Raw genomic sequence first — 14,020 nt, forward strand, 5'->3', positions numbered from 1 at the left:
CGAAAGGAAGTCTCCGACAATGACAACGGATCTGCTCGAGGGTGAGTACGTCCCCAGCGCCGACGCGGCGACCCGTGGCCAGGTCGAGCTCTACGAGCGCACCGACGGCCGCGAAGGCGCGACGACGGGCGGTGGCCCGGTGGTCGTGGTGACCATGCGCGGTGCCCGTTCGGGCAAGCTGCGCAAGGTCGCCCTGATGCGCATCGAGCGTGACGGCGTCTACGCCATCGGCGCGTCGGCCGGCGGCCAGGCCCGCAATCCGGGCTGGTTCCACAACCTCGTGGCGCACCCGACGGTGCAGCTGCAGGACGGTCCGGAGCGCCGGCTGATGACCGCCCGGGTGGCCGAGGGCGCGGAGCGCGAGAGCTGGCTGGCCTACGCCGACGAGCTCTACCCGTTCTTCGCCGGGCTCCGCGCCCGCGCCGTCGAGGCCGGCAACCGCGAGGTGCCACTGATCCTGCTCGAACCCGCCGAGAGCTGACCGGACGCCACGGGCGTCCGGGTTTCACCCGGGCGCCCGTCACCCGGGACCGACGAGGAGCGGCAGCGCACGCCGGAGTTCGTCGCGCGGCTCGGCTGGGGCGTCACACCGCGGCGAGCCGGCGGAAGCGGCTGCCGTGGAAGACCAGGGGTGGGTTTTCGGCGGTGCGCAGGCCGTGGATCCGCAACAGCGCGATCAGGTGGTCGCCGGCCGGCACCTCCTCGTGCAGCGAGCACTCCAGCCACGCGCTCGAGCCGCTGATGAACACGCTGCCGTGGGGGCCGGGTTCCCATCCGACGTCGCGGAAGCGATCCCCGTGGCGGGCCGACAGACTGAGGCACGCGTCGTCCTGGCCCTCGGCCAGGACGCTCAGGCCGAGCCGCCGGTCGCGCAGCCGCGGCCACGTCGATGACGTCCGCTGGATGCAGATCGACACCAGCGGGGGCGCCAGCGAGACCGACGTGAAGGAGCTGGCGGCCATCCCGTGCGGGACGCCGTCGATGAGGGCGCACACGGCGGTCACGCCGGACGGGAAGCAGCCGAAAGCTTCGCGCAGACGGCTTTCGGACGTCACGGGCTGCAAGGCGGTCATCGCTGTCCTCGTGCGCCGACGGTGACGGCGTCCGCGCGCTCCCGGACCAGCCGTACGAGGGTGCCGTAGTCACGCGCGTCGGCCAGGGGCGAAAACCCGCGGATCAGCAGCGTGCCGACGCCGAGCCGGACGTAGTCCAGCAGGGAGTCCGCGACCTGCTCGTAGCTGCCGACCAGCGCGGTCGAGTTCCCGGCGGCGCCGGTCGTCTTCGCCACCGCCGTCCACAGGCGCTCGTCGACGACGTCCCCGGTCGCCGCGGCTTCCAGGAGCCGCTGCGAGCCGACGGCCTCGCTGGAGTCGCGGCGGCCCTTGAACTCGCCGACGCGCTCCTGCGTCAGCCGCAGGATGTCCCGCGCGCGCTCCCACGCTTCGGCTTCGGTGGCCGCGGGGATGGGCCGGAGGCTGACGCTGAACGCGATGTCCCGGCCGGCGGCCGCCCGGACCTGCTCGATGCGCTCGGCGATCCCGGCGAGGGGCTCGCCCCAGAACGCGTAGACGTCGGCGTGCTTGGCGCCGACCCGGATCGCGTCCTCCGACGCGCCGCCGAAGTACACCGGGATCCCGGCGGCCGGCCGGATGTCCGAGAGCGCGCCGCGGACCCGGTAGAACTCGCCTTCGTGGTCGAAGGGCGCGGCCGAGTCCCACGTCCGGCGCACGACCGAGAGGAAATCGTCGGTGCGGCGGTAGCGGGTGGGCTTGTCGGTGAAGTCGCCGTCGCGCGCCTGGTCGGCGTCGTCGCCGCCGGTGATCACGTGCAGCGCGATCCGGCCGGGGTGGAACGCGTCCAGCGTGGCGAACTTGCGGGCCAGCTGCGTCGGCGCGACGAACCCGGGGCGGTGGGCGAGCAGGACGCCGAGCCGCTCGGTGGCGGCGAGGACCTGGTCGGCGAGCACGAACCCGTCCGGGCTGCTCGCCGACTGCGCGATCAGCACCCGGTCGAACCCGGCTTCTTCGTGCGTACGGGCGACTTCGCGCAGGTAGCCGGGCTGGATGATCGGGCCTTCCGGCGCGATGATCTCGCTGGCCTGGCGGCCGGCGGCGTAGCCGATGAATTCGAGCGTCACGGGGTCTCCTGTCCGAGGGCGCGGGCGGCGGCGAAGATGTCGCTCATCCGCCAGCTTTCGTTGGCGTGGGTGCGGCGCGCCCGGCCCCAGCCGGAGTCGCGCCGGTACTGCGCGGGCCAGTCCGCGGCCCGGACGGCGGTTTCGTCGACGCTGACGGGGGTGCGGCAGTCGGGGTCGACGAACAGCGCGTCGACCGGGCAGTACAGCTCGCAGAGGAAGCACGTCTGGCAGTCGCTCTGGCGGGCGATGACCGGCGGGGCGTCCGGGACGGCGTCGAAGACGTCACTGGGACACACCTGGACGCACTTGTCGCAGGCGATGCAGCGGTCGGCGAGGACGAGTTCGATCACGCGGCGGCCTCCTGCTCGTCGGTGCGCCAGTGCATGCCGAGCGACGCACGCCTGCGCAGCGCCGCTTCCTTGACCCAGCGGCCCATGGCCACCAGTGACGCGGTTTCGCGCGCGGTCACGGCGTCGCGGCCGGTGCCGGTCAGGCCCGCCTCGACGTCCGTCCACAGGGAATCCAATGTGGACAAGGAGCCGCGGAGACCGGCGTCGTCGCGGAACATGTTCTTGTCGTAGGCGTTCAGCTCCTCCCGGACGACGTCGACCACGGCCGTGGTGTCGACCGCGGCCCGGCGTCCGCTCGGCCGGATCCCCGCGCGGCCGGCCGGACGCAAGGGAGCCGTGCCGGCACCGCGCGCGTGCCGGACCGCGGCCCGCCCGGCCCAGGTGCCCGACGACACCGCCCACGCCGAGTTGGGCGAGCCGCCGCCGGAGATCGCGCCCACGACCGGCATCCGGCTCGCGACATCGCCCGCGGCGAACAGCCCGGGCACATCGGTGGCGCAGTCCGGCCGGGTGACGAGCCCGCCGACGCCGCGGATCGTGCCTTCGCCGAGCAGGGTGACCTCGAACCGGTCGCGGTACGGGTCGATCCCGCGGCGGGTGAACGGCAGCAGGAAGTTCGGCTGGACCACGGGCATCTTCCGGCGCACCCAGTCCGGCGCGCGGTCGAGCGTCGTGAACACCGGTCCGCGCAGCATGGCCGCGCCGAGAACCCGGTTGCGGTCCGGGCCGGACGGCAGCTCGATCTCGCGGCCGTCGACATCGGTGTAAGTGCCGAACAGGTACGTCATCGACCGCGCCATCGTCGAGAACGCCGGGGCGAGGGTGTAGTAGTTCGAGAACTCCATGCCGGACACCCGTGCCCCCGCCTCGACGGCCATCAGGTGCCCGTCGCCGGTGTTGCCGCGGGAGCCGAGCAGGTGGGAGCGGAACGCCGTGCCGCCGGTGGCCAGCACCACCGCGCCCGCCTGGACCTGCCAGTTCCCGCCCGCTTGCCGCCGGACGCCGGCCGCGCCGCCCACCGAGCCGTCCGGGCGCAGCAGCAGTTCCAGCGCCGGGTGGTGGTCGAGGATCCGGACGCCGGCGCGGTGGACGAGCCCGCGCATCGCCCGCAGGTACTCCGGCCCGCGCACGTTGTTCGTGCGGTCCGGCTGCCCGTCGCGCACCGGGAAGGGGTAGTACCGGTCCAATGTGGGCAGTCGTTCCCACGTCGTGCGCAGGACCCGCAGTGCCTGCTCGGGATCGGCGAGCCCGCCCGCGTGCGCGTGGCGCTCGGCGACCGCCTCCTCGTGCCGCTCGGGAGGCACGAACCAGTGCGTGACCCCGGCGGTCGCGGTGACGCCGCTGGTGCCGCAGTAGCCCTTGTCCACCAGTACGACGTCCCCGCCGGCCTGGGCCGCGGCCAAGGCGGTCCAGGTCGCGGCGAGGCCGCCGCCGATGACGAGCACGTCGGCGTTCACCGGGTCTCGGCCAGTTCGGCGACGCCGAGCTCGGCCAGCAGCCGGTGCCGCAGCTCGTCGAACTCCGGGTTGCGGCGGCTGCGCTCGCCCTCGAAGCCGACGCGGTGTTCGGCGGCGAGCCGGCCGGACCGCATCGCGACCACGCGGTCGGCGAGCAGGATGGCCTCGTCGACGTCGTGGGTGACCAGCAGGACGGCCGGGCGGTGCGCGGCGACGAGCTGCCGGACCAGCGCGTGCATCTTGATCCGGGTCAGCGCGTCCAGCGCGGCGAACGGCTCGTCGAGCAGCAGCAGCCGGGGCTCGCGGACCAGCGCCCGGGCGAGCGCGACGCGCTGGGCTTCGCCGCCGGACAGCGTGACCGGCCAGGCGTCGAGGTGCCCGGCCAGACCGACCTCGGTCAAGGCGCGGGCCGCGGCCTCGCGGGGAAGGCCGACGGCGACGTTCTGCCACACCCGCCGCCACGGCAGCAGCCGGTGTTCCTGGAACACCACCATCCGCTCGGCCGGGGCTTCGAGGTCGCCTGCGTCGGCGGTGTCGAGCCCGGCGAGCAGCCGCAGCAACGTCGTCTTGCCGCAACCGCTTTCGCCGATGAGCGCGACGAACTCGCCGGGCGCGATGTCGAGGTCGAGGCCATTCAGGATGGTCCGATCGCCGAAGCTCTTGGTCAGCCCGCGCACGCGGACGGCGGTCGTCACAGCTTCACCGCATGGTCGGCGATGGTGATCGGCCCGCTGAGGACCTTGCGCTGGGTGAGCCAGTCGGCGCCGCGCTGGAGCTGGGCGATGCCGTCGTCGTTGATCAGCGCCAGCTTGGTCTGGACGTTCTTCGCGGCCATCTTGTCCAGCACCGCCTGCGGGTAGTGGGACACGGCGTTGCCGATGTCGAGCGACTCCTTGTAGTGCTGGTTCTGCCACTCGTAGTCGGCCTGGAACGCGGCGATCACCTTCCGGATCGTGTCGGCGTTCTGCTCGGCGTAGTCGCGGCGGACGAGGTAGCTGGTGAAGTCGATCTGGAAGTCCAGCTCGTCGCCGTCGACGAAGATCGGCTTGGCGCCGTACTGGACTTCGGCGATCTCGCGGAAGCCCTGCCAGATGGCCCAGGCGTCGATCTTCCCGGCGCCGAACGCGGCCGACGCCTCGGGCGGGTTGAGGTAGGTGACCTTCACCGAGTCGCGCGGGACCTGGTACTTCTCGAGCGCGGCGACCAGCAGGAACTCGCCGAGCCCGGCCTTGTTGACCGCAACCGTCTTGCCGGCGAGGTCAGTGACCTTCTCGATGCCGGTGTGGGCCCCGGCGACGATGGCGGTGGTCCGTGGCGTCGACGCTGCCCAGGCGACGTAGACGAGGTCCGCACCCGACAGGATGGCCTGGTCGGCGGGGGTGGTGCTGCCGCCGAAGCTGAAGTCGGCCGTGCCGCCGACGACGGCCTGCAGTGTCGGTGCGTGGTTGGGGAACGGACCCACCCACTCGACGGTGATGCCCTGGTCCTTGAGCGTTTTTTCCAGCACACCGCGGGCCTTCGGGACGGAGATCGTGCTGTAGGTCAGCCGGACCTTGCCCTGGGTGGCGCCACCGGCCGAGCCGGTGGCGCACGCGGCGAGCGGGGCGGCCAGCGCGGTGAGCCCGGCAGCGGTCAGGAACGTGCGGCGGGAGAGTGTCATGGCGGGTCCTCAGGCGGTCAGGCGGGCGTAGGTGGGGTGCCAGCGCAGCAGGCGGCGTTCGAGGAGACGGGTGACGAGGTCGCAGAGGATCCCGATCACGGCGTAGATGAGCACGACGAGCACGATCACGTCGGTCTGCAGGAACTCGCGGGCGTTGGTGGCCATGAACCCGAGCCCCGCGTCGGCACCGAGGGTTTCGGCGATGACCAGCGCCAGCCAGGCCGCCGTCAGCGACAGCCGAAGCCCGCCGAGGATCGACGGCAGCGCACCCGGCAGCACGACCCAGCGGATCTGCGCGGCGCGGCCGAGGCCCACGACGTCGGTCATTTCGAGGAGCTTCGGGTCGATCTGGCGGATGCCGAGCACGGTGGTCAGGTAGAGCGGGACGGCGGTGCCGAGCGCGATCAGGAAGATCTTCCCGGCCTCGCCGATCCCGAACCAGACGATCACCAGCGGCAGGATCGCGAGGAACGGTACCGCGCGGACCATCTGGATGCTGCGGTCCAGCAGTGCTTCGGCCACTTTGGACAGTCCGACGAGCAGGCCGAGCCCGAGCCCGAGGCTCGCGCCGATGGCGAACCCGGTCGCCGACCGCTGCAGGCTGGCCAGCAAGTTCGACGGCAGCTCGCCGTCTTCGACCAGATCGCCCGCCTTGGCCAGCACGCTGCTCGGTGCGGGCAGCACCTGCTTGGGCAGGATCCCGGTCTGGGCCAGCAGTTCCCACAGGGTGAGCACGGCGATCGGCGTCAGCCAGGACACGGCCCGGTACGGGAAGCGGACGACGACGGGCCGGGCGACGGCGCGGGTCATCGCGGATCGAGGCGTGCGTCGATGTACTCACTGAGCTTCTTGCCGCCGGGGAACAGGCCTTGCTGAACCCAGGTGTCGTAGGTCTTCTGCAGCTGGGCGGCGAGCGCGGCGTCGACCGGGATGCGCTGGTAGTTCGTCTCGTCCGGCCGGACCTGGGCGGCGATCTCCAGAGACTGGTGCGCGAATCCGGCGTACCACTTGTCGAAGGCGTCGGGGTTGTCCTTCGACCACGTGTAGCTCTTGTCGACGCGGCTCGCGAAGTCCTGGATGGCCGTACGTTTGCGCGGGTCGCCCAAGGCCTTGTCGGTGGCGGACAGCACGTTGAGGCCGGAGTTGATGCCCGCGCCGTCGGACAGCACCCGCGCGCCCAGTTCGCCGCGGGCGCGGGCGGCGTAGACGCTCCAGGTGGCCCAGGCGTCGATGTTGCCGGTGGAGAACGCGCCGTTCGCTTCGGAGGGCGCGAGGAAGTTGAGCGTGACGTCCTTGTCCGACAGCCCGGCCTGCTTCAGCGCGCCGATCACGAGGTAGTGCGCGACGCTGCCGCGGGTGGTGGGGGAGATCCGCTTGCCCTTGAGGTCGGCGACCGTGCGGGCGGGGCTGTCCTTCGGCACCAGCAGGTAGGTGCCCTTGCCGCCGTTGCTCCAGGCCGCGGCGACCTTGATCTTGGAGCCGCCGGCGATCGCGGTGACGGTGGGGGAGTCGTTGGCGCCGCCGATGTCGATCGCGTCCGCGCGCAGGGCCTCGTGCAGGTTGACCGCCGCGGCGAACTGCGACCACTCGATCTTGTAGGGCAGGTTGTCGAGCAGCCCGGCGGCCTTGAGCCGGGACTGCGTGGCACCGGTCTGGTCGCCGACGCGCAGCACGACCTCGCCGGAAGCGTCCGAAGTGGACGATCCGCACGCCGTGAGCGCGGTGAGGCCGAGCAAGGCGGCCACGAGCAGGGCGAGCCGGGGTTGCCGGGATTTCGAGGGCATGCGGAACTCCCCAATGCGGTGTCGGCCGCGGAGATTCGGTGGCGGCGCCGGGCTAAATGGTCACCGGCGTGTGTCTATTTTCCCCCGCGCCCGGGGAGAGTCAACGCCCGCGGCCGGGTTCCCACGAGCCGGGAAGAGATCCACTGTGGACCGTCGCGGCGCGCGCGGCGTCGAAGTACTCGCGCAGCGGACGCCAGCCGGGGACGACGAACCGGCCGCCGGGACCGGTGAAGGTCAGCGTCGGCAGGGCGTAGCGGACGTGGTGTTCGAGGTGCTTCGCGCGGCCGCTGTGCGGTCCCGGCGCGGTGATGTCGAGGACTTCCGGGCACGGGTTGCGCGTCTCGCGCCAGTCGTCCCGGACGGCCTGGCGGATTTCCCCGCTCGCCATGGCAGTGCGCAAGGCATCGACGTCGAGGCCCGGCACGCCTTCGACGGCGGCGAGCACGCGCTCGGTGTCGTCGGCCGGGGTGCCGAGCAGGAAAGTCGTCTCACGCAGGCGGGTCAGGACGAGCTCGGCGACGGTTTCCCCTTGCGCCTCCGCGGCTTTCGCGGCGAGCGAGGCCGGCCAGCTCGTGCGGGCCACCCACGACAGGTGGGGTGGCTTCGGGGCGCCGGTGTGCTCGGTGACGCCGTCGATGAACTTCGCGTACCAGGCGGCTTCCGCGGCCGGGTCCGGCGCGGGGTCCTCGTCGTCGTCGAAGAGGATGCCGAAGACCCGGCGCCACCGGGCCTCCGGCAGCTCCGCTCGCAGGCGGCGGAACTTCGGCTCCGACCCCCACGCCCAGGGGCAGGCGGGATCGGTGTATTCGACGACGTCGAGCACGGTCAGTCCTCGGGCACGTCGACCGGGGACCACAGGCTGGGCAGGTTGACCACGATGCCCTCCTGGCTGCTGCGGGCGATGATCACGACGGCCTCTTCGTCGGTCGGGTTCTCCTCGCGGTGCGGCACGTACGGCGGCACGAAGATGTAGTCGCCGGGTCCGGTCTCGATCCGGATCTCCTCCTCGCCGTCGGCGAAGACGAACACGGGGTGACCCGACTTGACGTAGATCGCGGTTTCGGCCTCGCCGTGGTGGTGGTCGCCGGAGTTGGTGACCGGCGCGACGTGCGTCTCGCCCATCCACACCTTCGACGACCCGACGGTCTTGCCGGAGATGGCCTCCAGCCGGGTCATCCCGGTGGTCTGGTTGGTGTCGCCGGTCAGGTCGGCGCCGCGGATGTGCCGCAGCGGCTGGTGCCAGAGGTCGCTCATGGAAGTCCCTTCAGGTCGCGACGCGGGCCGGGGCGGCGTCGGTGAGGAGGTCGGCGATCGTCGTCGCACGCAGGATCGCGTCGAGCCCGGCTTCGACGTCCGACCAGAACGGCGTCAGGCCGGCGGCGGTGCCGTGGTAGCTCAGCGCGGGGCGGGGCTCGCCGCGGACGGAGAGGAACTCGCCGTCGACCGCCACGACGGCGTCGCGCACGGTGACCTCCCCGGCGGGGCGCGCGAGCCAGTAGCCGCCCTCGCAGCCGCGCTGGCTGCGGACCAGCCCGGCCTGGCGCAGGTCGCGGATGACCGCCTTGATGAACCGGGCGGGGATGTCCTGGGTGGACGCGACGGCTTCGCACGTGATCGGCCGCGTGGTGTCCGCGGCGAGCTCGAGCAGCACCCTGATCGCGTAGTCCGCCCTGGCCGAGATGCGCATGCCCGCCATCATCCCCGGACCAGCGCCGGGGCGCGCTTCCCGGCGCGCAGCCATTCCAGGAACTGGACGATCTCGGCGGCGACGCTGCGGTGGTCGACGTCGTTGAGCACGTCGTGCCGACCGCCGCCGACCAGCACGAACCGGCCCGCGGGCAGGGTCTCGGCGAACGCCCGGGCGGTCTCGGGAGAGGCCACGCGGTCGGTCTCGCCGTGCAGGACCAGAACGGGAACGTCCGGCGCGGCGGCCCGGCCCGGCACCGGTCCCCGCAGCGCTCCGGCGGCGAACCGGTCGTCGCGGTCGAGCAGGGCGCGGTGGACCGGGCACGCCGTCCGCGCGTCCAGCTCGTCGGTCCAGCCGCCCGGTTCGCCCAGCGGTAGCCCACTGGCGACGACTGCGGCGACGGGGTGCTCGGCGGCCAGCTCGAGGGCGCGGAGCGCGCCGGTGTCGTGGCCGAGCAGCACCACCGGTCCGGAGTCGAGCTCCGTGGTCACCCGGTACCCGTCGAACGCGAGCCGGGTGGCGAGCCGGTGGTACAGCGCCGGGTGCTCGCCGCGGCCGGGCAGCAGCACGACCGTGCCGCGGACGGGCACCCCGCCGGCCGGTGCCGCGAGCGTCATACGGCGGCCGCCGTGGCGGGCTGCCGCTCGCGGCGGGCCAGCTCGGAGCGCACCAGCGGCAGCAGGTGCCGGCCGTAGTCGATCGCGTCGTCGAGCGGGTCGTAACCGCGGATCAGCAGCGTGGTGACGCCGATGTCGACGTAGTCCAGCAGTGCCTTGGCGACCGTTTCGGGCGTGCCGACGAGCGCGGTGGAGTTGCCGGCGGCGCCGGTCGCGGTGGTCAGGGGAGTCCACAGTGCACGGTCGTGCCGATCGGCCTTCGCGGCCGCGGCCAGCAGGCGGACGCTGCCGACGTTCGTGGGCGGCCCGCCGTCACGCCATTCGCGCGCCGCTTTGGCAGCGCCGGTCGCGGTGACCTTGTCGAGGATCCGCTCGGCGCGTTCCCAGGCCAGCTCCTCGGTCGGGGCGAGGATGGGCCGGAAGGACACGCTGATCCCGGGCGGGGTCAGCCGTCCGGCCGCCTTCGCCGCCGCCCGGACGGACGCGATCTGCTCCGCCGTCTCCTTCAGCGGTTCGCCCCAGAGCGCGAACACGTCGGCGTGCTTGCCGCCGACCCGGTAAGCCGCCTCGGACGAACCGCCGAAGTAGAGCGGGATCCGCGGGTTCTGCACCGGCCGCACCTGCGGGGTGTAGTCGTCGAGCCGGTAGTGCTTGCCGTGGTGGGAAAACGCCGACCCGGACGTCCAGGCGCGCTTGAGGATCTCCAGGTACTCGTCGGTGCGCTCGTACCGCTCGTCCTTGGGCAGGTAGTCGCCGTCGCGAGCTTGCTCGACGTCGCTGCCGCCGGTGATGGTGTGCACCGCCACGCGCCCGCCGCTGAAGTGGTCGAGGGTGGCGAACGCGCGTGCCGCCAGTGTCGGCGCGACGAACCCGGGGCGGTGGGCGACCAGCACCCCGAGGCGCTCGGTGTGGGCCGCGGTGTAGGCGGCGACCTGCTGGCCCTCCGGCCAGCCCGCGCCGTAACCGATGAGCACGCGGTCGAACCCGCCGTCCTCGTGCGCCCGGGCGAACCGGCGGACGTAGGCCGGGTCGACGACCGGCCCTCTCGCCGGCCGGGTCTCACTCGCGTCCTGGGTGCCGATCATGCCGACGAACTCGACGGGCATCTGCTTTCCTTTCACCGCAAGAAGAAGGCTCAGCCAGGGAACGGCACTCCGGCCCGCGCTGTCAATTGGGCATCTCCAGGTGTCCAATTGCTGGACGCCTCTGGCCTCCGGCGAGCCGGGCGGCTTATCGTCGGCCCGACCGTCCGGGAGGATTTCGTGACCACGACCGTCGCCACCGTGCCGCAGCCGGACCTCGCCGCGCTGCCGTCGATCGTCGCCGCGCTGGCTTCGCGGGCGGGCGAGCACGATCGCGAGGCGAGCTTCCCGCACGAGGGCGTCGAACTCGTGCACCGGGCCGGGTTGCTGACGACGACCGTGCACCCGCGCTACGGCGGTCCCGGCGCCGGCGTGCTCGACACCGCGCGGCTGCTTTCCGAGCTGGGCCGCGGTGATCCGTCGGTCGCGCTGGTGACCGCGATGACGCTGTTCGTCCACGCGGGCCAGGGGATCGACCCGACGTGGCCGGACGAGGTCTACCGCGAGGTGCTCGCCGAATCCGCCGAGCGGCCGGTGCTGATCAACGCGCTGCGCGTCGAACCGGAACTGGGTTCGCCGACGCGCGGCGGCCTGCCCGCGACGATCGCGCGCCGGAGCGCGGACGGCTGGCGCCTGTCCGGCCGCAAGATCTACTCGACGGGCTCGGTGGGCCTGCGGTGGCTGGTGGTCTGGGCGCGGACCGACGAGCCCGAACCGCGCGTCGGCGGCTTCCTGGTCCGCGGCGACGCGCCGGGCATCACGATCGAGCCGACCTGGGACCACCTCGGCCTGCGCGCGAGCGCCAGTCACGACGTGGTGTTCGCCGACGTCCCGGTCGCCGGGGGCGCGACCGCCGGACTGTCCACACCGGACACCCAGCGGCCGCCGGTGCTGACGTTCCCGTTGGCGCTGCCGGCGCTCTACCTCGGCGTGGCTCGCAATGCCTTGGACTGGCTCACCGGGTTCCTCCGCGAGCGCGTCCCGAGCGGGCTGGGCAAACCGCTGTCCACGTTGCCGCGGTTCCAGACCGGGGTGGGGGAGATCGCCGCGCGGATCACGGGTGCGCAGGAAGTCCTGTTCGGACTGGCCCGCCGGGTCGACGAAGGCGATCCGGACGCTCCCGCGCACGCGGGGGTCGCCAAAGTGCTTGCGACCCGGCTGCTCATCGAGGCCGTCGAGCAGGCGGTCGCGCTGGCCGGCAACCCCGGGCTGACGCACGGGAACCCACTGCAGCGCCACTACCGGGACGTGCTGTGCAGCCGCGTCCACACCCCGCAGGACGACGCCGTGCTGACCGGGCTGGGCCGCTCGATCCTGGCCTGAACCTCCCGAGCCGGTCGCCGCCGCACGGTAGCGGCGTGCGCTACCGCACCGCTCGATGCCGGCCCCCGGTCAGCTCGCGGGGCCGCCGACCAGCACGCCCCAGCCGCCGTCGACCCGCAGCGTGGTTCCCGTGGCCGCGTGGAGCGCGGGGTCGGCGGCCAGTGCGACCGCCGCAGCTACGTCGTCGGGTTCGAGCACGCGACCCAGCACGGATTCGCGGGCGAGGACCGCGCCGCGGTCGCTGTCGAGCACCTCGGCCGTCGCCGGGGTCCGTACCGCGCCGGGCGCCACCACCAGCACGCTGACCCCGTCGTGCGCGCATTCCGCGGCCACGTGCCGGGCGAACGTCGCCAGCGCCGACTTCGCGGTGCCGTGCGCCAGCCGTCCGGCGCCGACGTAGTCCGCGGCGGTGCTCCCGATGTAGACGATGCGGCCGTGACCCTGCGCGCGCATCGGTTCGAGAACCCGCCGGGTGATGTGGAAAGCACCGGCCAGTTCGCCGGTGACCTTGGCCGCGAAGGCGGCCCAGGACATTTCGGCCAGGGACGCGAACGGCGGCGGCGCGGTGTTGGCGTTGACGACGAGCACGTCGATCCGCCCGATCCCGGCCACCAGCGCGTCGACGGCCGCCGGGTCGGTGACGTCCGCCTGGGCGCTGGACGCCGTGCCGCCGGCGGCTTCGATCTCCCGGACGACCCCGGCCGCTCCCGCGGCGTCCGTGCGGTAGTTGACGAGCACGTGGTGGCCCCGGGTGCCGAGGCCGCGGGCGATCGCGGCGCCCAACCCGCGCGACGCCCCGGTGACGAGTGTGGTCGGCACGTTTCCTCCCGGTGGTCGTGAGCTGGTCGCTAACCTAGGGAGAGTCCGCTCGACCGGGAAGGCGCTCACCTCGGCGTGAGCGGCTCACCCGCCGGTGAGCGCGCAGGCCGGAGACCCGCGGGAGGCGTGGTGGGTGACGTGTTCCACAAGGACTGCCCGGCCCGGGAGGTGCTCGGGCACCTCGCCGGCCGGTGGGCGATCCTGGTGCTGACGGCGTTGCTGGAGCGGCCGCACCGCTACCACGAGCTGCGCGCGGTGGTGGCCGGGATCAGCGACAAAAGCCTGGCCTCGACGTTGAAGTCGTTGCAGCAGCACGGTTTGGTGCACCGCGAGGCCGGCTCCGGTCAGCCGCCTCCGGTGACGTACTCGGTCACCGATCTGGGCCGCGGCGCGGCAGCGGCGCTGGCTCCGCTGCTGGACTGGATCCGCGCGAACGCCGCGGAGATCACGGCTCGCTGACTCGAGTGCCGAACGCCCGCGCGATCGTCGCGGCCGCGTGGTCCGCGACGGCGTCGACCTCGCTGCCCGTCAGGTGGTGGGTGCCGAGCCGGGAGCGGCTTTCCAGCGGTCCGGACAGCAGCGCCAGGAACTGCTCGGCGATCAGCGCGGGGTCGTCGTGGCGGAGCCGCCCGGCGACGATCAGCCGGGCCAGGCGGTCGGCGAGGACCTCGGCCAGCCGCCCCGCGGTGACGGCGTGGACCTCGGTCAGCAGTTCGGGGAACCGGCCCAGCTGGGCGTAGGTCAACGCGCGCAACGCACGGGACTCTTCGTCGCAGCAGCGGCGAGCCAGTGCCCGGGCCGCGCGGGTGAGTGTCCGGCGGGGATCGCCGTCGGGGGTGATGCGCTCCACCGCCGCGAGGTTGGCCGCCGCGACCCGCTCGGCCGCGGCGGCGAGTGTGGCTCGGAACAGGGTTTCCTTGTCCTGGAAGTGGTTGTACACGGTCGGCTTCGCGACACCGGCTTCAGCCGCTATCTCCTGAACGCCCGCCGCGTCGTAGCCGGTCCGTGCGAAGACGGCGAAGGCGGCGGCGAGGATCGCCTCCCGTTTGTCGATCCGGCCGCGGGTGGTGGTCATGGATGGAGTTTACAACTGACTCGCCGGTT

18 protein-coding genes are annotated in these 14,020 nt (G+C 72.9%); 3 read left to right on the top strand and 15 right to left on the bottom strand.

The genetic code is table 11. From position 1 onward, the window contains the following. Window positions 1–19: 19 nt before the first annotated feature. Window positions 20–481 (top strand): nitroreductase/quinone reductase family protein, encoded by a 462-nt coding sequence (locus ACERZO_RS20780; protein WP_372666363.1) that lies wholly within the window; start codon window positions 20–22, stop codon window positions 479–481. 103 nt (window positions 482–584) lie between these two features. On the opposite strand, the gene ACERZO_RS20785 is transcribed toward ACERZO_RS20780, so the two are convergent. The 13 genes from ACERZO_RS20785 to ACERZO_RS20845 form a co-directional block, all read right to left on the bottom strand. Further along, on the bottom strand, window positions 585–1,073 hold the full coding sequence (locus ACERZO_RS20785; protein ID WP_372666364.1) for a flavin reductase family protein: 489 nt from the start codon (window positions 1,071–1,073) through the stop codon (window positions 585–587). Then, a complete protein-coding gene (locus ACERZO_RS20790; RefSeq protein WP_372666365.1) occupies window positions 1,070–2,137 on the bottom strand; it encodes an LLM class flavin-dependent oxidoreductase in 1,068 nt (355 codons plus the stop codon). The genes ACERZO_RS20785 and ACERZO_RS20790 overlap by 4 nt, the downstream gene beginning before the upstream one ends. Continuing rightward, on the bottom strand, window positions 2,134–2,487 hold the full coding sequence (locus ACERZO_RS20795) for a 4Fe-4S binding protein (protein ID WP_372666366.1): 354 nt from the start codon (window positions 2,485–2,487) through the stop codon (window positions 2,134–2,136). The genes ACERZO_RS20790 and ACERZO_RS20795 overlap by 4 nt, the downstream gene beginning before the upstream one ends. Beyond that, window positions 2,484–3,944 carry an FAD-dependent oxidoreductase gene (locus tag ACERZO_RS20800; protein ID WP_372666367.1) on the bottom strand — a complete coding sequence of 487 codons (1,461 nt, stop codon included), beginning with the start codon at window positions 3,942–3,944 and terminating at the stop codon, window positions 2,484–2,486. Before ACERZO_RS20800 ends, ACERZO_RS20795 begins: the two co-directional genes overlap by 4 nt. Next, complete coding sequence (locus tag ACERZO_RS20805; protein WP_372666368.1) at window positions 3,941–4,639, bottom strand: ABC transporter ATP-binding protein; 699 nt, start codon at window positions 4,637–4,639, stop codon at window positions 3,941–3,943. Before ACERZO_RS20805 ends, ACERZO_RS20800 begins: the two co-directional genes overlap by 4 nt. Further along, complete coding sequence (locus ACERZO_RS20810) at window positions 4,636–5,604, bottom strand: aliphatic sulfonate ABC transporter substrate-binding protein (RefSeq protein WP_372666369.1); 969 nt, start codon at window positions 5,602–5,604, stop codon at window positions 4,636–4,638. Before ACERZO_RS20810 ends, ACERZO_RS20805 begins: the two co-directional genes overlap by 4 nt. Before the next feature lie 9 nt (window positions 5,605–5,613). Next, window positions 5,614–6,414 (bottom strand): ABC transporter permease subunit, encoded by an 801-nt coding sequence (locus ACERZO_RS20815; protein WP_372666370.1) that lies wholly within the window; start codon window positions 6,412–6,414, stop codon window positions 5,614–5,616. Further along, window positions 6,411–7,388: an ABC transporter substrate-binding protein gene (locus ACERZO_RS20820; protein ID WP_372666371.1), complete on the bottom strand. Its 978-nt coding sequence runs from the start codon at window positions 7,386–7,388 to the stop codon at window positions 6,411–6,413. Before ACERZO_RS20820 ends, ACERZO_RS20815 begins: the two co-directional genes overlap by 4 nt. A 100-nt stretch (window positions 7,389–7,488) precedes the next feature. Continuing rightward, entirely contained in the window at window positions 7,489–8,211 is a 723-nt protein-coding gene (locus tag ACERZO_RS20825; RefSeq protein ID WP_372666372.1) for a DsbA family oxidoreductase, read from the bottom strand. A gap of 2 nt (window positions 8,212–8,213) precedes the next feature. Further along, window positions 8,214–8,642 carry a cupin domain-containing protein gene (locus ACERZO_RS20830; protein ID WP_176170426.1) on the bottom strand — a complete coding sequence of 143 codons (429 nt, stop codon included), beginning with the start codon at window positions 8,640–8,642 and terminating at the stop codon, window positions 8,214–8,216. Window positions 8,643–8,652: 10 nt separating this feature from the next. Further along, window positions 8,653–9,075 (bottom strand): RrF2 family transcriptional regulator, encoded by a 423-nt coding sequence (locus tag ACERZO_RS20835; RefSeq protein ID WP_372666373.1) that lies wholly within the window; start codon window positions 9,073–9,075, stop codon window positions 8,653–8,655. 8 nt (window positions 9,076–9,083) lie between these two features. Further along, window positions 9,084–9,692, bottom strand: coding sequence for an alpha/beta hydrolase (locus ACERZO_RS20840; RefSeq protein ID WP_372666374.1), 609 nt, complete (start codon window positions 9,690–9,692; stop codon window positions 9,084–9,086). Then, a complete protein-coding gene (locus ACERZO_RS20845; RefSeq protein ID WP_372666375.1) occupies window positions 9,689–10,798 on the bottom strand; it encodes an LLM class flavin-dependent oxidoreductase in 1,110 nt (369 codons plus the stop codon). Before ACERZO_RS20845 ends, ACERZO_RS20840 begins: the two co-directional genes overlap by 4 nt. Window positions 10,799–10,954: 156 nt before the next feature. On the opposite strand from ACERZO_RS20845, the gene ACERZO_RS20850 reads away from it, so the two are divergent. Next, window positions 10,955–12,097, top strand: a complete 1,143-nt coding sequence (locus tag ACERZO_RS20850; RefSeq protein ID WP_372666376.1) for an acyl-CoA dehydrogenase family protein — start codon at window positions 10,955–10,957, stop codon at window positions 12,095–12,097. Between the two features lie 69 nt (window positions 12,098–12,166). Here ACERZO_RS20850 and ACERZO_RS20855 read toward each other — a convergent pair whose 3' ends face one another. Then, the gene (locus ACERZO_RS20855) at window positions 12,167–12,916 is read right to left on the bottom strand and encodes an SDR family oxidoreductase (RefSeq protein WP_372666377.1); all 750 of its coding nucleotides are present in this window, start codon (window positions 12,914–12,916) and stop codon (window positions 12,167–12,169) included. A gap of 129 nt (window positions 12,917–13,045) precedes the next feature. On the opposite strand from ACERZO_RS20855, the gene ACERZO_RS20860 reads away from it, so the two are divergent. Continuing rightward, window positions 13,046–13,375: a winged helix-turn-helix transcriptional regulator gene (locus ACERZO_RS20860; protein ID WP_372666378.1), complete on the top strand. Its 330-nt coding sequence runs from the start codon at window positions 13,046–13,048 to the stop codon at window positions 13,373–13,375. Here the strand turns inward: ACERZO_RS20860 and ACERZO_RS20865 are convergent. Continuing rightward, window positions 13,362–13,991: a TetR/AcrR family transcriptional regulator gene (locus ACERZO_RS20865; protein ID WP_372666379.1), complete on the bottom strand. Its 630-nt coding sequence runs from the start codon at window positions 13,989–13,991 to the stop codon at window positions 13,362–13,364. The genes ACERZO_RS20860 and ACERZO_RS20865 overlap by 14 nt on opposite strands. Between the last annotated feature and the right edge of the window lie 29 nt (window positions 13,992–14,020).

The sequence above is a fragment of the Amycolatopsis kentuckyensis genome (assembly GCF_041679295.1).
Taxonomy (GTDB): Bacteria; Actinomycetota; Actinomycetes; order Mycobacteriales; family Pseudonocardiaceae; genus Amycolatopsis; species Amycolatopsis kentuckyensis_A.